Consider the following 20,346-nt stretch of genomic DNA (forward strand, 5'->3'; position numbering starts at 1 on the left):
TTTGGACAAACCCGGACAAATCCGGACAGGCAGGTGCATTGCGCGGCGCTTAAGGCACCCTTGCCGGCCTTACTCCGGCGGGCGGAGTTCGCGGGGGCCGGAGGGGGTGTCTTCGGAGGGCGTGATTTCGGGCAGCGGTTCGGGTGCCGGCTGGCTGACGGGGTCCTGGGGGGTCTCTTCGGGGGCTGCCCCCTGCCCCTCTGCGGGCGCGGGCGGCGCGCGGAGGGATTCGTCGGCGGCGTTGAGAAGGTCGTTCAACTCGTCATTGGCGTTGCGGGGCACATCCGTGCCGAGTTCTTCGGGGGACGCGCCGAGGGCCTCTTCACCCGTTTCGGGGGCTTCGGGAAGATCTTCCAGCACCGGCGGGGCTTTGGGCGTTTCGCCTTTGGGGCGCTCGCCCGCAGGCGGCCGGGGCGCTTCGCCGCCGAAGACGCAGGCCGCATAGCCCTCATTGGCCACCACGCGCATACGGCCCTGGATGGAGCTGGCGCGGCGCTGGACATAGGGGCCCGGATTGACGGCCTTCCATTTGTTCGGGGACGGAAGAACCGCCGCGAGCAGCGCGGCTTCGCGCTCGGAAAGGTCTGCCGCCGATTTGCCGAAGCGGGCCTGGGCAGCAGCCTCGGCGCCGAACAGGCCATCGCCCCATTCGGCGACATTGAGATAGACTTCCATGATGCGCCGCTTGCCCCAGACGGCCTCGATCACATAGGTCATCCAGGCTTCGCCGGCCTTGCGGGGCATGCCGCCACCATTCCAGAAGAAGACGTTCTTGGCGGCCTGCTGGCTGATGGTCGAGCCGCCGCGCCGATTGCGATCCGGGTTTTTCGCGTTCCATTCGCGGGCCGCTTCCACCGCGTCCCAGTCAATGCCGCCATGGGTGCAGAATTTGGCGTCTTCAGCGGCAATGACGGCATGGACAAGGCGGGGGGAAATCTTGTCGAGCGGCGTCCAGTCATGGCGCACGTCCTGCCCTTCCAGGCTGCGCTGGGACATCAGGATGGTGCCGGGGACCGGCGCAAAGCGCAGGAGGAGGGCGTAAAGATGGAACAACAGGAAGGCAGCAACGCCCGCCAGCACTATGCCGACCAGAATGCGCCGCCAAAGGGGCGCCTTGCGCTTTGGCGCGGGGGCATCTGGGGCGGGCGCCGGCGCGAACGAAGGCGGCGGGGTCAGGCTGTCGCTCATGCCGGTGTCTCATCCCATTCTGCGATCACCGTCCTATCATGCTCAAGAGGCCGGCGGCGCGCCTTTTCGTCTGCAAAGCGGGCAGGATCAAGGCGGGCGAGCGCCCAGATCGCCGCCCCGCGCACGACCGGGGCTTCGTCCTGCAGCAGCGGCAGCAGGCTGGCGACGAGGCGGGGCTGCCCCGAATTGCCGATGGCAATGGCGACATTGCGCACGAACCGGTCACGCCCTGAGCGCTTCACCGGGGAGCCGGAGAAGACTTCGCGGAAGGCCGCGTCGTCGAGGGCGGCAAGTTCGTCCAGGCCGGGTCCTTTCAGTTCTGCGCGGGCGTAGAGTGCTGAATGAGACGCGCTGCTGGCAAATTTGTTCCATGGGCAGGCGGCCAGGCAATCATCGCAGCCATAGATGCGGTTGCCCATGGCGGGGCGGAATTCGCGGGGGATCGGGCCGGCATATTCGATGGTGAGGTAGGAAATGCAGCGGCGGGCATCGAGCTGGTAGGGCGCGGGGAAGGCGCCGGTCGGGCAGATGTCGAGGCAGGCGCGGCAGGAGCCGCAATGGTCCCCCTCGGCGGCATCCGGCGCGAGGGCGGCGCTGGTGAGCACGGTGCCGAGGAAGAACCAGGAGCCGAGCTGGCGGCTGACGAGGTTTGTGTGCTTGCCCTGCCAGCCGAGCCCGGCGCGGGCGGCCAGCGGCTTTTCCATCAGCGGGGCAGTGTCGACGAAGACCTTCACGTCTGCGCCGGTGATCTCAGCGACCTCGCCGGCGAGTTGTTTGAGGCGGGACTTGATCAGGTCGTGATAGTCCCTCCCCCGTGCGTAGACGGAGATGTTTCCGGTGGCAGTCTGGGCGAGGGTATCGAGGGGATTGTGATCGGGGCCATAGTTCATGGCGACCACGAGGGCGCTGCGGGCGCCCGGCCACATGGCAGTGGGGGCGCTGCGGCGCTCGAGCGTTGTTTCCATCCAGGCCATGTCGCCATGGCGGCCAAGCTCGACAAAGGTTTTCAGACGCTCGCCCGCCGGCCAGGCTTCATCGGCGCGCGCGATGCCCGCCGCATCGAAGCCGAGGGCGAGGGCCCGTTCTTTTAGCCGGGCTTCGGGGTCAGAAATCGAGCTCTGCATAATAGGATACGGGACGGGCGGCCTCGAGACGGTCAGCAAGCAGGGGCCGGAAGCTCGGCCGGGACTTGATGCGCATATACCAGGCTTTGAGGTCTGGCACGGCCTCCCACTGCACATCGCCGAAATAGTCGTAGGCGGAAAGATGCGCGGCGGCGGCAAGATCGGCCAGGGAAAGGTGGCGGCCGGCGAGATTGCCGCGGGTTTCGGTCAGCGCGTTGAGATAGGTCAGCCGCCCGCGTAAGGCATGGGCGCCGCGGCGCAGCCTGTCGGAATCAGGCTGGCGGCCGCGATGGGTCCATTGGGTGACGCGCTCGGAGAGGAGATTGTCGGTCACCTCCTCCATGCCGGCTTCGACCCAGGCCCAGAGGCGGCGCGCCTCGGCGCGCTCGGAAAGATCATCGGGCAGCAGCGCGGGCACCGGGCGGACCTCTTCGAAATGCTCGCAGATGGCGCGCGTTCCGCAGGCGGCGAAGCGGGGGCTGGTGCCATGAGTGGACACGACGGCAGGCGCCACGGCGCCGGGCGCGATCGAGGCTATCTCAAGTTCCGGCGCCCAGGGGCGGGAGGGCACGGCGTCGAAGGGCTCGCCCTTTTCGGCAAGCACGAGCCGCACCATGCGTCCGGCGGGGTCGAGGGGCCAGTGATACAATCGAAGCATGTGCCAGACTGTGGATAACATGCGTAAACGTTGTATGGAGCTGGCGCCCTTTCCTCCGGATTTTTTCCCTAACGACCCATGAACTGACGCACCGCGTCGGTCGACAGGGCGAATTTGGCGAAGGACCAGTCGCGATCCTTGCCGAGCGCGCCGAGGGTGGCGAGGAGCTGTTTGCGGCCGTCGCCGCGCGTTTCGAGCCAGGCCTCTACACCGCCCGCCGACAGCGCCTCTTCCGACACGCTGGCCTGCAGGCGCACGAGTTCGGAGATGAGGCGGCGGCCCGCGACACGGTCCCAGTAAGGCGCATGGGCGAGCCCCTCGCGCGCCGAGGTGCGCAGGCGGTCAAGGCGCAGGGCATCGCCCACCTGATAGAAGGTGGCGCCCGCTTCAGCGACCTTGCGGCCAGAATGGGCGGCGATGTCCGTGACGACGAGGCCTTGGGCAAAATAGTTCATCGCCGGGGCCCAGCGGGCGAGCGCTTCGGGCACGCCGCGCTTCATGAAGGCGCGGGCTGAGCGCTCGATCCGCGCGGCGGGATAGGCCGTCTGGATGCTGCTGAGGGCGGCTTTCAGCTCGTTGAGCGGGGCATAGGTGAGGCTGACGGCGTCGCCGGTGGACTTGTCCGGCAGCACACGGATGAACCAGGCGGCCGCCTCGCTGACGGCCTGAACGGCTTCAATTTGAAGCTCCGTCTGCAGATCAGCAGAGACCTTGTTGTCCAGCGCGAAGACTTCCTTGCGGAAGCCGGCAATGTCGAGCACCGCGCGGGCTGCTTCCACGCCGCGGATGACGGCAGCGGGGGAGGCCCCGGTCAGCTCGCGCAGACGCTGGATGGCGACGGGGCCGCCAAGGTCCAGGCTGCGGTTGGCGATGATCGTGGCGATGATCTCGCGGCGCAGGCGGTGATTGGCGAGGGCTTCGCCGAAGCCATCGATCGGGCTTGGAAAGTAGCCCCTGAGCACTTCGGCAAACCACGGATCATCCGGCAGGTCAGAGGCGACGATATCATCGAAGAGGACGATCTTGGACCAGGCGAGCAGCACGGCAAGCTCCGGCCGGGTCAGCGGACGGCCTTCGGCGCCGCGCGCCTGCATCTCCTGGGTGGAGGGCAGGCCTTCGAGCGCCCGGTTGAGCACGCCGCGTTCTTCCAGATAGACCATCACGCGCTCGAGCGCTTCATGGTCTTCGGTGGCAGTGGCTTCCGCCAAGCTCAACGTGTTGGTCTGGTCATAGTTATGCGTGAGCACGAGACGGGCGACATCGTCGGTCATCTGCGCCAGCATCGGGTTGCGCTCGGCCTCCTTCAGCGCGCCGAGGCGGATGGCCTCTGCGGCGAGGATCTTGATATTCACTTCGTGGTCGGAGGAATCCACGCCGGCAGAGTTGTCGATGGCGTCTGTATTCAGGCGCCCACCCGCGAGGGCAAACTCGATGCGGGCGGCCTGGGTCATGCCCAGGTTTGCACCCTCCCCGATTACCTTGGCCTTCAGATCACGGCCATTGACGCGCACGCCGTCATTGGCGCGGTCACCAACATCGGCATGGCTTTCATGGGCGGCCTTCACATAGGTGCCGATACCGCCGAACCAGAGGAGGTCTGCCTCTGCCTTGAGGAGGGCGTTGATCAGTTCATCGGGGGTGACGACATCCTTGCTGATACCGGCCAGCGACTTGATCTCGGGCGTCAGCGTGATCGACTTGGCAGAGCGCTCGAAGATGCCGCCGCCCTTGGAGATCAGCTTGGTGTTGTAGTCTGCCCAGCTTGACCGCGGCAGGGCGAACATGCGCTCGCGCTCGGCCAGGTTTTTCTTTGCGTCGCCGGGATTGGGATCGAGGAAGATGTGCATATGGTTGAACGCGGCCACGAGGCGGATTTCCGGCGACAGCAACATGCCATTGCCGAACACATCGCCCGACATGTCGCCCACGCCGATGACGGTGAAAGGCTCGGTCTGGATGTCCTTGCCCATCTCGCGGAAGTGGCGCTTGACCGCTTCCCAGGCGCCGCGCGCGGTGATGCCCATCTTCTTGTGGTCATACCCGGCCGAACCGCCCGAGGCGAAGGCGTCGCCGAGCCAGTGGCCTTTTTCAAGGCTGATGGCGTTGGCGGTGTCGGAGAAGGTGGCCGTGCCCTTGTCGGCTGCAACCACGAGATAGGGATCTTCCCCATCCCAGATGACCGTATGCTGAGGATGGACGACCTTGCCTTCGATGATGTTGTCGGTGACGCCCAGCAGCGCGGTGATGAACTGCTTGTAGGCGTCGCGGCCGCTTTCGAACCAGGCGTCGCGGTCTGACCGGTCAGCGAGCTGTTTGGGGTAGAAGCCGCCTTTGGAGCCCACCGGCACGATGACGGCATTCTTCACCTGCTGGGCTTTCACGAGACCGAGGACCTCGGTGCGGTAGTCGGACGGGCGGTCTGACCAGCGCAGGCCGCCGCGCGCCACCGGGCCGAAGCGGAGGTGAACGCCCTCAACCTTCGGGCTGTGCATGAAGATTTCACGGAACGGTTTGGGCTCCGGCAGGTCTGCCAGTTCGCGGCTGGCTACCTTGAAGCTGATGAAGGGGCGCACCTCTCCGTTTTCGTCTTCCTGATAGAAGTTCGTGCGCTGAATAGCCTCGACGAGGTGGAACAGGCGGCGCAGGACGATATCGTCCGCAAGGCTCGCCACATCCTTCATCGCGTCTTCAAACTTTGCGGCCAGAGACGCCTGGGCTTTCTTGCGGGCGTCCAGAGACTTGTGCGCCTTCGGATCAAAGCGGGTGGCGAAAAGATCCAGCAGCAGGCGGGTGACGGCCGGGTAACGGGCGAGCGCCGCTTCCTGGACTTCCTGAGGCTGGTCCAGACCGCTCTGGCGGCGATAGGAGGCCAGCCCGCGGATCAGCGCCGCCTGACGCCAGCTTGCCCCGGCCACCAGCACCAGCTTGTTGAAACCGTCATTCTCCCCGCGCCCGCCCCAAACGGCGAGGAAGGCCTGTTCGAATTCATGGGCGATGTCTTCCAGCGCAAGCGCCGAACCGTCCGCCGTCTGCATCGACAGCGAATGGATCCAGTAGACATCGGGCGCATCCTCGACCGGCTTCATCAGGGGACGGACCGGATAGCCGGTCTCGAAATCCACGAAGAGGCCGAGATTCTCGAAGACCGGCACGCAGCGGGACAGCGGGATGGAGCCGGTGCGGGTGTAGATCTTCACGCGCACCTTGGATGGGTCGTCGGTTTCAAGCCGGTAAGCGCGCGCCACGATGGGCTTGCCGGCGCTGAGCTCTGCCATGCAGGTTACATCGCGCAGCGCTTCTTCCGGCGGGAAGGCTTCGCGGTAGGCCGCGTTGAAGCCGCCGATGAAGCAGCGGGCCCCTTCCCGGTCCGGGCCGGCAAGACCCGCCCCCATCAGCAGCTCGCGGAAGCCCTGGTCCCAAGTGCGGGCAAGCTCGATGATGCGGCGCTCGATGTCTTCCGGGTCAGGCTCGGGATGATCCGGATGCAGCGCAATCTCGAAATGGACGCGGGCGAGCGGGCCGGAGTCGAAGTAAGGCTGGAAGCTTTTCAGGTCGCCCTTGTAGGCGTCGGTCAGCAGCGCGCCGATGCGCTGGCGCAGGGCGGTGTCATAGGATTCGCGCGGCACGAAGACGAGGGCGGTGACGAACCGGTCAAACTCGTCCCGGCGCAGGAAGACGCGGGTGCGCGGGCGGCCGATGAGGTGCAGCGCGCCCATGATCATCGGGCCAAGCACGGTTGAGCGGGTCTGGAACAGCTCGTCGCGCGGCCAGGTCTCGATCAGGTTGGCGAGGGCCTTTTCGGTATGCCCGCCGGGGGCGGCGCCTGAGGCGGTCATGATCTTCTGCACACGGCGGCGCACGAAGGGAATGGAGCGCGCAGTCTCGTCATAGGCCTCCGCCGTGAAGAGGCCCAGGAAGCGGACCTCGCCATTGACGCGGCCTTCCTCATCATACTTCTTCACGCCGATATAATCGCACGGTACGCGGCGGTGGACCCGGCTCGGAAGGGTCGACTTGGCGATGATCAGCGGCACGGGTGACTGCAGGAACTCGCCGATCTCACGCGTCAGCACCAGGGGCTCGCTGTCGCGGCTCAGAACGTTGAGGTTTTCGTCGCGCAGGATGCCGAGATTGGAGCCTTCCACCATCAGCGGCTCGGAGGGCAGCACACGGCCCTCCGCATCGGTCTCGAAGTCATATTCGCGCGCGCCGAGGAAGACGAAATGCTCCCGCGAGAGCCATTCGAGGAAGGCAACGGCCTCGTCCCGCTCCGCAGACTGAATATGCGGGAGGCTGGAGATGCGCTTCATCTCGCTGCGCATCCGGGCGCGCATGGCAGCGTGATCAGACACGGCGCGCTCGACATCGGCGAGCGTGGCGCGTGCCCCCTCTTCCAGCAGCTTTGCTTCACCGGGGGTGAGCAGCGCGGTGTGGACCTGGATGACCGAGACCATACGCCCGTCCGCCATGGTGACGACGGGGTGGAACAGGGTTTTCACCTCATGGCCCTGAGCGGCGCATTCCCCCAGCAGCGAATCGACCAGGAAGGGCATGTCCGGCCCGGTGACCTGAAGCAGGCTGCGCGGCAAGGTTCCGCTGGCGCCTTCGGCTTTCACGGAAACGTGAACGGCGCGCTGGCCGGCTGGAACGTCCTCGGCCCAGTCCCACAGGCGCTTGGCCAGCGCCTGGATGTCTGCCTCACTGAGGCCGGAGACATCCTCGCGTGCAGCTTCCTGTAGAATCTGATCGAGAACCTGGCTGGCAGGTCCGGGGGCGGTGGTGGAACGGGGCATGGAAACGACTCTTGCTCGAAAACCGGTCAAACACCGGGTCTACCCGCCCTAAGGGAAGGCTTCAAGAAACATGTTCCAAATGAAACGGTTGCGCGGATTCAGAAAGCCGGTGAGAAGGCCCGGAAACAAGCGGGCCCGCCAGACGGGGACATGTCCAGCGGGCCCTACAGGCAAATTCCGCAGGCTGGGTGGGGGGACGCACGCGGAAGCCTGATCTTGTTTTATGTTGTTCGTGACAGCGGCAAATCAACTACATTCCGCTGCCACAAACGTTAATTTTCGGTAGTGCGGCAAACCGGAATCAGTTGCCATACAGCCTCAACCCAACCCGCATGTAACATTTCAATGGCGGGTTGGCTAGCCTTGCCGTCAGTCACGCCGCGTCTCCTTCAGGCGAGGCGCCGCCCTTGGGTTTGCCGTCTGCCGACAACAGGATGGCGATCCATCTGGTGTTTGGGGACTGGGCAAAGAGGATCATCATCAGCACAGTCAGCGGGGCCGACAGGAACATGCCGGGGATGCCCCAGATCAGCCCCCAGATGGCCAGGGCCAGCAGCACCACGAGGGCGGACAGATTGAGCGAATCGCCCATCATCCGCGGCTGCACGAAATTGCCGATGGAGAACTGCCAGAAGCTGACCACCGCAAAGACAATGGCGGCGTAGATGTAGGATTGCTCGAAGGCCACATCCGGAACCCATCCGGGCACTTCCGGCTGCACCAGCGCAAACAGCGGCGGCACCATCGCTGCGACAATAGACCCCACGGTCGGGATGTAGTTCAGCACGAAGATCAGCGCCGAGAGGAACAGGGCATTCTGCACGCCCAGTGCCAATAGGGAGATGTAGGTCAAGAGGGTGATCAGCGCGGAGATGACCGTCTGCGTCCAGAGATAGGTCTCGATGGCGAGGCGGGCATCATTGCCGATCCGGCGCACCGCTTCACGGCGCTGCGAATCGGGGAAGATGTTGTCGAGCTTCTGCGTCCACATCGACTGGGCGGTGAACAGGAAAGCGACATAGATCAGGATCAGCACGATGTCGCCGGAAAGACCGCTGACGGAGTTGGCGATCGTGGCAAAGAAGCGCTGGCCGCCTTCGTCAAATACCAGATGCGTCAGCGTCGGCGCGTCCTGCAGGCTGGCGAGGCTGTAGACATCGGCAATCAGGCCATTGATCTTCTCTTCATAGTCCGCCCCATCACGCCCGAACTCGGCCACGCCATTGGCCATCAGCGCAATGAAGCCGATAAAGCCGGCAACCACCAGCAACACCGCAAGGATACGCGCAAGGCCGATATGGATGTTGCGCGAGGCATTGTTGATGACCGTGCCGAACCCCTCGATGATCAGGAAGAGGAAGACCGCCATGGCGAAGGTCGCCAGGATGCTGCGGCCGAAATACAGGAGCGCGATGATCACGCCTGTGGCGATGATCCAGATGCCCGTCTTGGTGGCGCTGCCCATTTACTGCTCCGATTGAATGTGAGGCCATCAGGGTGCGGCCCCGCCCCTTCCCCGTCAAGCGGGAGAAACCTGCGCGGCATAGCTTGCTGAAATCTCCGGAACAGCTAGCGTCTCCGCCTTGATTCAGAACGTATCAGCAAGGGGCGGCGGCATGAGCGAGACAATCTTTCTGGGAGGCGCAGATGCCGATGGCGCGGGCAAGCCGGACGATGCCCAATCGCTGATCCTGAAGGTTGCCAACCGGCACGGCATCGTTGCCGGCGCCACCGGCACGGGCAAGACCGTGACCCTGCAGGTGATGGCGCAGGCCTTTGCCGACGCCGGCGTGCCGGTCTTTGCCGCTGACGTGAAGGGCGACCTTTCGGGCATCGCCTTTCCCGGCACCGAAACCCACAAGGCACACGCCTCTTTCGCCAGCCGCGCCGAAAATATCGGCATGGGCCCGCTGACCTATCATCCCGCCCCGGTGATCTTCTGGGATGTGTTCGGCGAGAAGGGCCACCCGATCCGCGCCACGATCGCCGAGATGGGCCCCGTGCTGCTCTCCCGCCTGATGGGGCTGACCGCCGTGCAGGAGGGCATCCTCAACATTGCCTTTCAGTATGCGGATGACCGCTGCGTGGACGATCCCGATTTCCGCATCCTGGACCTGAAAGACCTGCGCAAGCTGCTGGCGCATCTGGGCGAGCCGGGGGTCCGTGAGGAGGTCAGCCGCAAATACGGCAATGTCGCCGCCGCCTCGCTGGCGGCCGTGCAGCGCGAACTGCTGGTGCTGGAGCGCGCCGGGGCGGAGAATTTCTTCGGTGAGCCCGCGCTGGAACTTGCAGACTTCATGCGCACGACCCGCGACGGGCGCGGCTATGTGAACATTCTGGACGCGACCAGGCTGATCAACAGCCCGAAGCTCTATTCGACCTTCCTGCTCTGGCTGCTGTCGGAACTGTTCGAGCAGCTGCCTGAAATTGGCGACCCGGAGAAGCCGCGCCTCGTCTTCTTCTTCGATGAGGCCCATCTTCTGTTCACGGACACTCCGCCCGCCCTGCTGCAGAAGATCGAGCAGGTGGTGCGTCTCATCCGCTCGAAGGGTGTGGGGGTCTATTTCGTGACGCAGAACCCGCGCGATGTGCCTGAGAGCGTGCTGGCCCAGCTTGGCAACCGTATCCAGCACGCCCTGCGCGCCTATACGCCGATGGAGCAGAAGGCGGTCAAATCCGCAGCCGCCTCCTTCCGGCCGAACCCGGCCTTCAAGACCGAGACCGTGATCACCGAACTGGGCGTCGGCGAAGCGCTGGTCTCCACCCTGGACGCCAAGGGCACGCCCTCGATGGTGCAGCGCACGCTGATCCGCCCGCCGGCCTCGCGCCTTGGCCCGGTGACCGATGCCGAGCGCGCCGAGATCAACAAGGCAAGTCCGCTCTTTGGCCGGTACGACAAGATGGTGGACCGCGAGTCCGCCTATGAAATCCTGACCAAGAAAGAGGCCGAGGCGGCCAAGCTCGCCGAGAAGGCCCGGCTGGCAGCGGAGAAGGAAAAGGAAGCGGCCGCAAAAGCCAAAGCCACCGCCAAGGCCCCGGCCAAGGGCCGCGCCACGACCACCCCCAGCCGCTCGCGCCGGATGACCCCGGCAGAACGCGCCACCAATACTGCCGCCACCACAGTCAGCCGCGAAGTTACCCGTTACATCCTGCGCGGCATTTTCGGGAACATGAAAAAGAAATGAGACAGATCGCGCTCGTCCTTGCCGCCGCTGCCCTGCTTTCCGCATGCGCCAGCGCCCCGAATGATGGCTGGACCGCCCGGGAGGGGGCCATGCCCTACGAATCGGCCCGCGCGGCCTGCCAGCAGATCAGCTATGGCATCGAGGTGAACTACATCACCTGCATGGCCGGGCGCGGCTGGGTGAAGGCGAAGAAGTAGCGCCGCGCCTCAGTCCATCTTTTCCTCGATCGTGCTGACCAGCCGCGTGGCAAGCGTCAGGCTGTGCATCGCCGTCTGGCCATAAGCATGGCGCGGCGGGTCCCCGTCGACATGAAACACGCATTTCCAGGCCCGCATTGCCTCGTCGAAGACCGGTGCCTCGAAAGCCACCTTTTTGCTTCCGTTGCGGTTCTGCCCATTCCCCCAATCCGGGGTGAGCACGAGTTCCAGCCGCGTGTTCATGTCATGTCTCCGATAGCGCCTGAAAAAGCGCTGGTTTTACTGCCGCGCCGCATCGCCCCTCCCCCCGCGTCAGGAGTGGCGAAAGCGTCACACCTCTCCTATAGTCAAGGAGATGGCTCAATAAGCTGCGCCCAAGGGAGGCCCTACTCATGCAACAATATCTCAAATTCTATATCGATGGCGAATGGGTTGACCCGGTAACGCCGCGCACGCTGGAAGTCGAAAACCCGGCGACCGAAGAGAATTTTGCCGTCATCTCCATCGGCTCTGCCGCCGATGTGGACAAGGCCGTGGCCGCCGCCAAGCGCGCCTTCCCGAGCTTCTCGCAGACGAGCGTGGAATACCGCGCGGACCTGCTCGACAAGATCACCGCCGGCCTGCAGAAGCGCATGCCGGACCTTGCCAAGGCAATCTCCGAAGAGATGGGCGCGCCGATGTGGCTGGCCAATGCCGCCCAGGTGCCCTCGGGCCTTGGCCACTTCGCCACCACTGCTGCGATCCTGCGCTCATACAAGTGGGAGGAGCTGAAAGGCACGACCCTGCTGCGCAAGGAGCCGATTGGCGTCTGCGCCTTCATCACGCCCTGGAACTGGCCGCTGAACCAGATCGCCTGCAAAGTGGCGCCTGCCCTGGCTGCGGGCTGCACCATGGTGCTGAAGCCGTCTGAAATCGCGCCGCTCGACGCGATGATCTTCGCTGAAGTGCTGCATGAGGCCGGCGTGCCCAAGGGCGTGTTCAACCTGGTGAACGGCGACGGCCCCGGCGTTGGCGCGGCAATGTCGTCCCACCCCGATGTCGACATGGTGAGCTTCACCGGGTCGACCCGCGCCGGCGTGCTGGTGGCCCAGGCTGCTGCTCCGACCGTCAAGCGTGTGGCCCAGGAACTTGGCGGCAAGAGCCCGAACATTGTTCTGCCTACGGCCGATCTCCAGAAAGCCGTTTCCAGCGGCATCATGAACATGATGACCAATTCGGGCCAGAGCTGTAACGCCCCCTCGCGCATGTTTGTGCAAAAGGACCAGCAGGACCAGGCCATCGCCATTGCCAAGGCAACGGCCGAGGCCGTGAAGGTTGCCAATCCGGCAGACGCCCCTCCCGGCGCCATCGGCCCGATCTCCAACGGCAACCAGTATCAGAAGGTCCAGGACCTCATCCAGAAGGGCATCGAAGAGGGCGCAACCCTCGTCGCCGGTGGCCCGGGCCGTCCTGAAGGCTTCAACAAGGGCTACTTCGCCCGCCCGACCGTGTTTGCCAACGTCACCAATGACATGACCATCGCGCGCGAGGAAATCTTCGGGCCGGTCCTCGTCATGATCCCTTACGACACTGTGGACGACGCGGTCGCCATGGCCAACGACACCGTTTACGGTCTTGCCGGCTATGTTCAGGGCCCGGACAAGGAAGCCCATGCGGTTGCCAACCGCATCCGCGCCGGCCAGATCCTCGTCAATGGCGCACGGCCTGACTTCTCGGCGCCCTTCGGTGGCTACGGCCAGTCAGGCAATGGCCGCGAATGGGGCGAGCATGGCTTTGAGGAGTTCCTCGAAGTCAAAGCCGTCATCGGCTACAACGCCGCCTGAGGCAGGCTTCCTGCAACAGATCAAAGGAAACGGCAGCCCTCGGGCTGCCGTTTTCGTTTGCGCACAAAGCCCGCCAGAACGGGATTTTTTTGGTCCGGTATTGACGTGGTCAAACTACTTTGTAATTCAAAGTTATTGTTCATCTGGACCAAAGGCCCCTTCCATGACCCTCGCCGAGCTCAATGCTTCTCTCAAGACCGCCCGCCTGCAGGCTTACGCGGAGGCGCGCGGCGGCTGGCCCGTGCCGCTGGCCGGGGCGCTCTACTGGGCCGTCCTCGCCTGGCTGGGCACACGCATGGCGCCGGAAGACTGGTCGGTGACCGCGGCAATCTTTTCGGGCGCCATATTCCCGGTGGCGGTCGCCCTGGCGGCGCTGCTGCGCAATCCCTTCATGAAGGTGCAAATCCCCGATCAGGGCGTGGTGTTCATGGCGATGGGCGCAATGCTGCTGTTCTGGCCGGGCGCGATTGCAGCGATGTGGACCTACAATGCGCTGGCCCCGCTCTTGATCGCCATCGGGATTTCAGGCCACTGGCCGGTGTTCGGCTGGTCCTATGGCCGCCCCGCGCCGTTCATTGCCCATGCTGTGATCCGGGCTGGGACCGTCTCTGCCATCTGGCTGCTCCTGCCGGAAGATCGCTTCACCCTGCTGCCTGCGGCGGTGGCCGGGATCTATCTCGTCACGGTGCTCGCGCTCTACGTCGACAGCGGCCAGGTCGCCCGGAAACTGAAATCCACGGCATCGTGATCGCCCGGCGCCTGCGTCACGTTGTTGTGAACTTGCGTGTTGGCTGGCGTTCATCTTCGTGGAGTCACACTATATAGTGTAGATGAAGCTTTTGGAGGCCGTTGCCATGAAACGCCTTAGCCTTGCCGCTGCCGTCGCTGCGCTCGCCTTTACGGCGGCCTGCGCCACGGCGACCCCCTATCAGCCTGCCACCCTGTCGGATCGCGGCTATTCGGAAATGAAGATCGAAGACAACCGCTTCCAGGTGGAGTTCGCGGGCAACTCGCTGACCAACCGGAAGACGGTGGAAACCTATCTCCTGTTCCGCGCGGCAGAGCTGACCAAGCAGAACGGGTATGACCATTTCCGGGTGGTGCGCCGGGATACCGACGCCAATACCCGTGTGGTTTCCTCGGGCGCAGCCTATTCGCCCTATTATGACCACTTCTACCTGAACTACCGCTATTTCGGCCCGCGCGCGGCGTATTTCTACGATCCCTATCGCAGCGTGCGCTACAGCCGGTACAGCTTCTACGATCCCTTCTGGGATGGCCCGCTCAACTACCGGGAACAGACGAGCTATATCGCCAGCGCCGAGATCGTGATGGGCAAAGGCCCCAAGCCCGATGATGTGGCCTTCTTCGATGCCGATCAGGTGATCTTCAACCTGGCAGGCCAGATCCAGCGCGCCGCGCCCTAGCTGCGCCGGCCTGAAGCAGGCGTACCAGAATGATCAGAGGGCGCCTTACGGGGCGCCCTCAATTCTGAAGATGCTGCCATTATAGGAAACGATGTAGACGTTGCCGCTGTTATCCAGGCCAAAGCTGGTGATCTGGCTGAGCGTTCCGGCATCGGGCACCAGCTGGTCATTGAGGCGGTTGAAACTGGTCGCCGCCAGGGTCTGCCCGACCGTCAGCGACGAGACCGGAACCGACCACACATTGCCGCTGATAAAGTCCGCAAACAGATAATGGTTGCGGATCGGGCCGATATTGCCGCGATAGACATAGCCGCCGGTGATCGAGCGGCCCTGTGTCGCCGAAGTGCCGTGGGTGTACTCGGCCACGGGCGGGGTGAAACTTGCCGAGTCCGCGCCCGAATAGAATGCCGTGCCTTCGCGAACGGCCCAGCCATAATTGGCGCCCGCATCAGACGGGCGCATCCGGTTGATTTCCTCGCGGTTGGACTGGCCCACATCGGCAATGAACAGGTCGCCCGTCTGGCGGTCAAAGCTCGACCGCCACGGATTGCGCAGGCCGCGCGCGAAGATTTCCGGACGCCCGGCGCTGCCATTTGACGGAAACGCATTGCCAGCAGGGATGCGATAGTCGCGGTTGGCATCGGCGGGAAAATCATCGGCAGACACATCAATCCGGAGGATCTTGCCGAGCAGGGAATTGACGTTCTGCGCGTTCTGGTCCGCGCCAGCGGTCACCCCGCCGCCATCGCCGGTGGCAATGTACAGCAGGCCGTCATTGCCAAAGCCGAGCCAGCCACCATTGTGGTAGGAGTCGACCTGGGTGACGGTCAGGATAACGTCCGATGTTGCCGGATCGAGTTGCAGCGGATTGTTTGCATAGGTCTGGTAACGGCGGATTTCCGTATCGCCGGCGGTATTGGTGAGGTTCACGTAGACGTACCGGTCGGTAGCAAAGCTGGGCGAGAAAGTCATGCCGACAAGACCCTGCTCACCCTCGCTCGACACCTGAGACGCCACATCCAGGAATGGCACGCTCTCTATTGTCCCATTCGACGGGTTCAGGACGCGGGCCAGGCCGCCTTTCTGCAGAACCACCACACGGTCCGTACCCGGAATTCCCTCCAGATAAAGCGGCGCCGAGAAGCCGGTGGCCACGCGGCGCAGGGCCATACCGGTTATGGTCTCATCCACATCCAGAACGCGGATCTGAACGGTGATCTGCGCCGTGCCGCCCCGGCCATCGCTCACCTGAAACGTCACCAGATAGATATTGTCGCCATTGCCGTCCTGGGGCGTCTCATAGTCGAGCGCCGAATTCAGGGAGAGGACGCCGGTTGTCGGGTTGAAGCTGAACAGTGCGGCGTCTCCGCCGGCAACCAGCGAGCGGGTGAGCGGGTCTCCATCCGGATCGGTGGCCGTCAGCGTGTAGACGGTCCCGGTCGTCCCCTCATTGATCGACACAGAGGCGGGCGAGGTGATCGACGGCGGCTGGTTCACCGGCGGCGGAGGCGGCGGGGGCGGCGGTGGGGGTGAGGACGGCGGTGAACTGGACCCGCCCCCGCCTCCGCAAGCCTGAAGCGCGAACATGCCGGCGGCGACGAGAGCCACCCAGCGCTCTGTACGGAGGGTCGGTGTTTTCATGAGGGGATTCCTTACCACTCCTGCAGAACCGCCCGAAGTGTACATTTTGCAAGGAAATTATCCGGCAGCACGAATTTGTGCGCCCCTACTCTGGCCAAGCGGGAAAGATGGGTCCAAAAGGCCCGGTTGTTGACGGGCGGCCTGGCTGAAATCTGGGGCGCGCCGGATTTTGGAAAGACCGGACCAATGGACGGAAGTGAAGCGGGCAAGGCCGAAGGCCTTCACATGCCGCCACCGACAGGCATGCGCAAAGTGGAGTTCGTGGCGATCGTTGCGGGCCTGATGGCGCTCAACGCCATCGCCATCGACATCATGCTGCCTGCCCTGAGCGAAATCGCCCGCGCGACCGGCCTCACCGCAGACGGCGGCGACGCCAATCGTCAACAGCTGATCATCTTCGCCTATGTGCTCGGCTTTGGCGCGCCGCAGCTGATCTGGGGCCCGATCACGGACCGGTTCGGGCGGCGCGCGCCGCTGTTCGTTGGCCTGGTGGGCTATGTGCTCACTGCCCTGCTCTGCGTCATGGCGCATGATTTCTGGGCGCTTCTGGCTGCGCGTTTCCTGCAGGGCATCTTTGCGTCAGGCGCCCGCACGGTGGCCGCCGCCGTGGTCCGCGATCTCTTCGCCGGGCGGGCCATGGCCAGCTTCATGTCGCTGGTGATGACCATCTTCATGATCGTGCCGATCATTGCCCCTGCCATCGGCCAGCTCATCCTGGCATATGCGCCCTGGGAAGGCATCTTCATCGTGCTCGCCGTCTGGGGCGGGCTGATGCTCGCCTGGACCTGGGTGCGCCTGCCGGAAAGCCTGCCGAAAGAGGCCCGACGGTCCCTTGAGATTGGCAGCGTTCTGTCAGCCTACATGCAGGTGGTCCGCTCGCGGGTTGCCTTCGGCTACATGCTGGCTTCCGGCATTGTGTTCGGCGCGCTCTTTGCCTTCATCGCCTCGTCCGAGCAGGTGTTCCGGGAAGTGTTCGATCAGGGCGACAACTTCGCGCTCTGGTTTGCCGGCATTGCCGGCGCGCTGGCAATCTCGAACTTTGCCAATTCCCGCCTCGTCGGAAAGCTCGGTATGCGGCGCATCGGCCATATTGCCCTGCTCACCTTTACCCTTGTCTCGGCCCTGTTGACCGCCACAACGCTGATCTGGGGCGAAAACCTCGCCGTCTTCTTTCCGATGTTTGCGGTGGGCTTTGCCTGTTTCGGGATGATGGGATCAAACTTCTCCGCCCTTGCCATGGAACCCCTCGGCAAGATCGCGGGCACCGCCTCTGCCGCCTATGGCTTTGCCACCACGCTGATCTCCAGCCTGGTCGGCATGTTCATCGGCGCGCAGTTCAACGGCTCCACCGTGCCGCTCACCCTCGGCTTTGCCGCGATGGGCGCTGTCTCGCTGGGGGTGATCCTCGTCACCGAAAAAGGCCGCCTGTTCAGCCGCTATTAGCGCCGCGCCCTATAGCGGCTCGCGGTGGCGCGAGAGCGGGCGGACGACCGTTTCCAGATGCTCGATGATGCGGGCGGCAATGTCCTTGCCGGTGGCTTTCTCAATGCCCTTGAGGCCGGGGGAAGAGTTCACCTCCAGCACCTTGGGCCCATCCTTGGTCTGCAACAGGTCAACGCCGGCCACTTCCAGCCGCAGCACCTTGGCCGCCTCGCGCGCCACGTCCCGCTCCTGCGCGCTGAGCCGCGCTTCGCTGGCCGTGCCGCCGCGGTGAAGGTTTGAGCGGAACTCGCCCTTCTCCGCCTGCCGCCGCATCGCGCCCACCACCTTGCCGCCCACCACGAAGGCGCGCACATCGGCCCCGCCCGCCTCCTCGACAAATTCCTGCACCAGGAAATTCGCGTCGAGCCCGCGGAACGCATCGACCAGCCGCTCGGCAGACTTGCGCGTTTCAGCCAGCAGCACCCCCTTCCCCTGCGTGGAGGAGAGCAGCTTCAGCACGATCGGCGCCCCGCCTGCCAGCGCCACCAGACCGGCGGTGTCCTTCGGGCTATGCGCAAAGGCGGTAATCGGCATGGCAATCTTCGCGCGCGCCAGCATCTGATGGGCCAGCAGCTTGTCGCGTGAGCGGCCAATGGCGCCGGCCGTGTTCAGGCAGAAGGCGCCGGTATTGGAAAACTGGCGCAGCACGGCCATGCCGTAATCGGTGATCGTGGCGCCGATACGCGGGATCACGGCGTCATAACGCGGCAGTGCCTGGCCATCATAATGCACCTCGGCGTCCACCGCCCCGATGCGCATGTAACAGCGCGCCGTATCGATCACCTCGATCACATGGCCGCGCTTTTCAGCCGCCTCGATCAGGCGGCGGGAGGAATAATTCTTCGGCTCCCGCGTCAGGAGCGCAATGCGCAAGGGGCGCTTCACCGGCTTGCGGCGCGGCAGGCCCTGATAGATCTGGTAGCCGAGCGGGGGCTGAAGAAAGGACGCATTCGGATCAATGATCCAGCTTGGCTGGATCGCGCCGCGCCCCAGCAGCATCCGGTAGGCCATCGTCTCGCGGTTGGAGAGGGTGAGCTGGATCGGCCAGACGAGCCCGCCGAGCTCGGCATGGGTCTCGATCACATAACGCAGCTCCCGCTCGCCATTGGAACTCGTCACCTCCCGCCGGTCCACCACCGGGGCCGAGCAGGTGATCTCCAGCGAGGGGTCGCCGGGGTCCGGCTGGATCAGGAAGCGCACCTGCGGGGCATGGGCGGGCCCGAACGGCTCGATCACGCTGGCATGCAGGGCCGATGTCTTGGCGCCGGTGTCGATCTTGGCCTTGATGGCGGGCAGGCCCAGCTCCCGCAGCGCGATCCATTCTTCCCAGCCAAGCTGGAACGGGGCAGCAGAAGGCATGGGGCGGCTCCATAGGCTGACCGGCCTCCCCGTTACTCTGCCTTCGGCGCACCCTGCAAGGGCTGCTACAGAAGTCTGGAGGCTTGCCCTCACTTACCCTTCAGTTTCACTACGCTCATCGCCCGCGCTGACGCGAGGACAGCTCTTGGCGCCGCATCGGACTGCCATATGCTTGCGTGAAATCATTGGCTTTGGGGGGAACCATGCCGCTACCACGTTTTCAAACGGCCATTGCTGCTGGCCTGGCCGGGCTCATTCTTGCTGCCTGCGGACAGTCCGCTGCGCCCCCCGCCGAGGCTCCAGCCGCCGCTCCACCCGCCGCAATGGCTGCCAGTTTTGAGCCGCAGGCGGAAGATTTCCGCTGTATCCGCGACATGCATCCCGTGCGCGGCTTCTTCGTGGATAACCTGCTGGGGGATCTGGAAGCCACGCTTGCCGTCGCCCAATCGGAAACCGGCGGCGTCTATCCGCCCGGATCAGTGGTTCAGCTTGTCCCCGGCGAAGTGATGGTGAAACGCGAAGCGGGCTTCAGCGCCGAGACCCAGGATTGGGAGTTTTTCGAGCTGGATGTCAGCCCTGCCGGATCGGTCATCCGGGTCAGGGGCACGAATGACGCCGTCAACCAGTTTGGCGGAAACTGTCTGGAATGCCACGCCAAGGCAGAGCCGCAATGGGACCTCATCTGCGAACAAACCCATGGCTGCGATCCCATCCCGCTGACCGCCGTGATGGTGAAGGCGATCCAGAACACCGATCCGCGCTGCCCGCCGGTCGATAATCTGCCCCCGGAACAGATAGAAGCGCTGGAACTTCTGGCCTTCCTCCGGGAAGTATCGGCCGAAAACGAAGCGCCCTGAAGCGCCTCAGGCACTCAACTAGCCAGGCTTTTTGAACAAGACTGGTTACAAAGAATCTTAGCAGAGCAACTTGATCTATCTAAGATAGATGGCATACTCTATATGCGCTATCGGGGGAGCAATCATGGCCGATACATATGAGTGGCAAGACGATCAACGCCGCGCCTACATTCACTCTGTTGCCGGAAGCGCTTTGTTCACTGACGAAGAATACTCCAAGCCAAGATATGTCCCCACTACTATTCCTGAATTGCCGGTGCGAGCCTGGGAAACATTCCACTCCCGCTTCACCGAATTTGTTTTTTACAATTTGTCCGACTTCCGGAGGATAAGCGATCAAAAGTGGCGGCGTCTCACCAGAGCTCAGTTTGCAATCCTCGACCAAGAGATCGTGAATGATGCGTTTGCCGATGAATATGTATCAAACCTGACTGGAAAAGGAGCGTATGCGGAAGCATCGGGTCAAATTTGCCAATGGCTAAAAGACAATGGATACTGCATCAGCGCAGACAGCCCCCTCAGCCCAATTCCTGTAAGTTCCCCCATTATGCCTATGGGCGGCGGCAGCGTAGACTGACTGTGATTCTCGGAAACAAAGAGAAAGCACTAGAC

16 protein-coding genes are annotated in these 20,346 nt (G+C 63.9%); 8 read left to right on the forward strand and 8 right to left on the reverse strand.

Annotated elements, in window-relative coordinates; all coding sequences use genetic code 11:
- Nucleotides 1–69 precede the first annotated feature (69 nt).
- From mtgA to C0456_RS11595, 5 genes are all read right to left on the reverse strand, one after another.
- Nucleotides 70–1,188 carry a monofunctional biosynthetic peptidoglycan transglycosylase gene (mtgA, locus tag C0456_RS11575; protein ID WP_291052051.1) on the reverse strand — a complete coding sequence of 373 codons (1,119 nt, stop codon included), beginning with the start codon at nt 1,186–1,188 and terminating at the stop codon, nt 70–72.
- On the reverse strand, nt 1,185–2,312 hold the full coding sequence (gene queG / locus C0456_RS11580; protein ID WP_291052054.1) for a tRNA epoxyqueuosine(34) reductase QueG: 1,128 nt from the start codon (nt 2,310–2,312) through the stop codon (nt 1,185–1,187). The genes mtgA and queG overlap by 4 nt, the downstream gene beginning before the upstream one ends.
- Nucleotides 2,293–2,970, reverse strand: a complete 678-nt coding sequence (locus tag C0456_RS11585; protein WP_291052056.1) for a glutathione S-transferase family protein — start codon at nt 2,968–2,970, stop codon at nt 2,293–2,295. Before C0456_RS11585 ends, queG begins: the two co-directional genes overlap by 20 nt.
- A 68-nt stretch (nt 2,971–3,038) precedes the next feature.
- Nucleotides 3,039–7,763 carry an NAD-glutamate dehydrogenase gene (locus C0456_RS11590; protein ID WP_291052059.1) on the reverse strand — a complete coding sequence of 1,575 codons (4,725 nt, stop codon included), beginning with the start codon at nt 7,761–7,763 and terminating at the stop codon, nt 3,039–3,041.
- Between the two features lie 373 nt (nt 7,764–8,136).
- The gene (locus C0456_RS11595) at nt 8,137–9,228 is read right to left on the reverse strand and encodes an AI-2E family transporter (protein WP_291052062.1); all 1,092 of its coding nucleotides are present in this window, start codon (nt 9,226–9,228) and stop codon (nt 8,137–8,139) included.
- A gap of 151 nt (nt 9,229–9,379) precedes the next feature.
- Here C0456_RS11595 and C0456_RS11600 point away from each other — a divergent pair, with 151 nt between their 5' ends.
- Entirely contained in the window at nt 9,380–10,948 is a 1,569-nt protein-coding gene (locus C0456_RS11600) for a helicase HerA-like domain-containing protein (RefSeq protein ID WP_291052065.1), read from the forward strand.
- Nucleotides 10,945–11,145, forward strand: coding sequence for a hypothetical protein (locus C0456_RS11605; protein ID WP_291052068.1), 201 nt, complete (start codon nt 10,945–10,947; stop codon nt 11,143–11,145). Before C0456_RS11600 ends, C0456_RS11605 begins: the two co-directional genes overlap by 4 nt.
- A gap of 9 nt (nt 11,146–11,154) precedes the next feature.
- Here the strand turns inward: C0456_RS11605 and C0456_RS11610 are convergent, their stop codons facing one another.
- On the reverse strand, nt 11,155–11,388 hold the full coding sequence (locus C0456_RS11610) for a hypothetical protein (RefSeq protein WP_291052071.1): 234 nt from the start codon (nt 11,386–11,388) through the stop codon (nt 11,155–11,157).
- Between the two features lie 149 nt (nt 11,389–11,537).
- Between C0456_RS11610 and C0456_RS11615 the strand changes: the two genes are divergently transcribed.
- The 3 genes from C0456_RS11615 (at nt 11,538) to C0456_RS11625 (ending at nt 14,395) form a co-directional block, all read left to right on the forward strand.
- A complete protein-coding gene (locus tag C0456_RS11615) occupies nt 11,538–12,968 on the forward strand; it encodes an aldehyde dehydrogenase family protein (protein ID WP_291052074.1) in 1,431 nt (476 codons plus the stop codon).
- Between the two features lie 163 nt (nt 12,969–13,131).
- Nucleotides 13,132–13,716 carry a hypothetical protein gene (locus C0456_RS11620; RefSeq protein ID WP_291052077.1) on the forward strand — a complete coding sequence of 195 codons (585 nt, stop codon included), beginning with the start codon at nt 13,132–13,134 and terminating at the stop codon, nt 13,714–13,716.
- A gap of 106 nt (nt 13,717–13,822) precedes the next feature.
- Complete coding sequence (locus tag C0456_RS11625) at nt 13,823–14,395, forward strand: hypothetical protein (protein WP_291052080.1); 573 nt, start codon at nt 13,823–13,825, stop codon at nt 14,393–14,395.
- A gap of 45 nt (nt 14,396–14,440) precedes the next feature.
- Here the strand turns inward: C0456_RS11625 and C0456_RS11630 are convergent, their stop codons facing one another.
- Nucleotides 14,441–16,036 (reverse strand): PQQ-dependent sugar dehydrogenase, encoded by a 1,596-nt coding sequence (locus C0456_RS11630; RefSeq protein WP_291052083.1) that lies wholly within the window; start codon nt 16,034–16,036, stop codon nt 14,441–14,443.
- Nucleotides 16,037–16,222: 186 nt separating this feature from the next.
- Between C0456_RS11630 and C0456_RS11635 the strand changes: the two genes are divergently transcribed.
- On the forward strand, nt 16,223–17,479 hold the full coding sequence (locus C0456_RS11635) for a multidrug effflux MFS transporter (RefSeq protein ID WP_291052086.1): 1,257 nt from the start codon (nt 16,223–16,225) through the stop codon (nt 17,477–17,479).
- Nucleotides 17,480–17,488: 9 nt separating this feature from the next.
- On the opposite strand, the gene rimK is transcribed toward C0456_RS11635, so the two are convergent.
- On the reverse strand, nt 17,489–18,877 hold the full coding sequence (gene rimK / locus C0456_RS11640) for a 30S ribosomal protein S6--L-glutamate ligase (protein ID WP_291052088.1): 1,389 nt from the start codon (nt 18,875–18,877) through the stop codon (nt 17,489–17,491).
- Between the two features lie 203 nt (nt 18,878–19,080).
- Between rimK and C0456_RS11645 the strand changes: the two genes are divergently transcribed.
- Entirely contained in the window at nt 19,081–19,734 is a 654-nt protein-coding gene (locus C0456_RS11645) for a hypothetical protein (RefSeq protein WP_291052090.1), read from the forward strand.
- Nucleotides 19,735–19,858: 124 nt separating this feature from the next.
- Nucleotides 19,859–20,311 (forward strand): hypothetical protein, encoded by a 453-nt coding sequence (locus C0456_RS11650; protein WP_291052093.1) that lies wholly within the window; start codon nt 19,859–19,861, stop codon nt 20,309–20,311.
- Nucleotides 20,312–20,346 lie beyond the last annotated feature (35 nt).

Origin of the sequence: Hyphomonas sp., assembly GCF_013823385.1 — a bacterium.
In the GTDB taxonomy this organism is placed as follows: domain Bacteria; phylum Pseudomonadota; class Alphaproteobacteria; order Caulobacterales; family Hyphomonadaceae; genus Hyphomonas.

Excerpts from the sequence above, each read along its gene's own strand:
- rimK (WP_291052088.1), bottom strand. The coding sequence starts at position 18,877 with ATGCCTTCTGCTGCCCCGTTCCAGCTTGGCTGGGAAGAATGGATCGCG.
- C0456_RS11610 (WP_291052071.1), bottom strand. The coding sequence starts at position 11,388 with ATGAACACGCGGCTGGAACTCGTGCTCACCCCGGATTGGGGGAATGGG.
- C0456_RS11595 (WP_291052062.1), bottom strand. The coding sequence starts at position 9,228 with ATGGGCAGCGCCACCAAGACGGGCATCTGGATCATCGCCACAGGCGTG.
- C0456_RS11615 (WP_291052074.1), top strand. The coding sequence starts at position 11,538 with ATGCAACAATATCTCAAATTCTATATCGATGGCGAATGGGTTGACCCG.
- C0456_RS11620 (WP_291052077.1), top strand. The coding sequence starts at position 13,132 with ATGACCCTCGCCGAGCTCAATGCTTCTCTCAAGACCGCCCGCCTGCAG.
- mtgA (WP_291052051.1), bottom strand. The coding sequence starts at position 1,188 with ATGAGCGACAGCCTGACCCCGCCGCCTTCGTTCGCGCCGGCGCCCGCC.
- C0456_RS11600 (WP_291052065.1), top strand. The coding sequence starts at position 9,380 with ATGAGCGAGACAATCTTTCTGGGAGGCGCAGATGCCGATGGCGCGGGC.
- C0456_RS11625 (WP_291052080.1), top strand. The coding sequence starts at position 13,823 with ATGAAACGCCTTAGCCTTGCCGCTGCCGTCGCTGCGCTCGCCTTTACG.
- queG (WP_291052054.1), bottom strand. The coding sequence starts at position 2,312 with ATGCAGAGCTCGATTTCTGACCCCGAAGCCCGGCTAAAAGAACGGGCC.
- C0456_RS11645 (WP_291052090.1), top strand. The coding sequence starts at position 19,081 with ATGCCGCTACCACGTTTTCAAACGGCCATTGCTGCTGGCCTGGCCGGG.
- C0456_RS11585 (WP_291052056.1), bottom strand. The coding sequence starts at position 2,970 with ATGCTTCGATTGTATCACTGGCCCCTCGACCCCGCCGGACGCATGGTG.
- C0456_RS11650 (WP_291052093.1), top strand. The coding sequence starts at position 19,859 with ATGGCCGATACATATGAGTGGCAAGACGATCAACGCCGCGCCTACATT.
- C0456_RS11635 (WP_291052086.1), top strand. The coding sequence starts at position 16,223 with ATGGACGGAAGTGAAGCGGGCAAGGCCGAAGGCCTTCACATGCCGCCA.
- C0456_RS11590 (WP_291052059.1), bottom strand. The coding sequence starts at position 7,763 with ATGCCCCGTTCCACCACCGCCCCCGGACCTGCCAGCCAGGTTCTCGAT.
- C0456_RS11605 (WP_291052068.1), top strand. The coding sequence starts at position 10,945 with ATGAGACAGATCGCGCTCGTCCTTGCCGCCGCTGCCCTGCTTTCCGCA.
- C0456_RS11630 (WP_291052083.1), bottom strand. The coding sequence starts at position 16,036 with ATGAAAACACCGACCCTCCGTACAGAGCGCTGGGTGGCTCTCGTCGCC.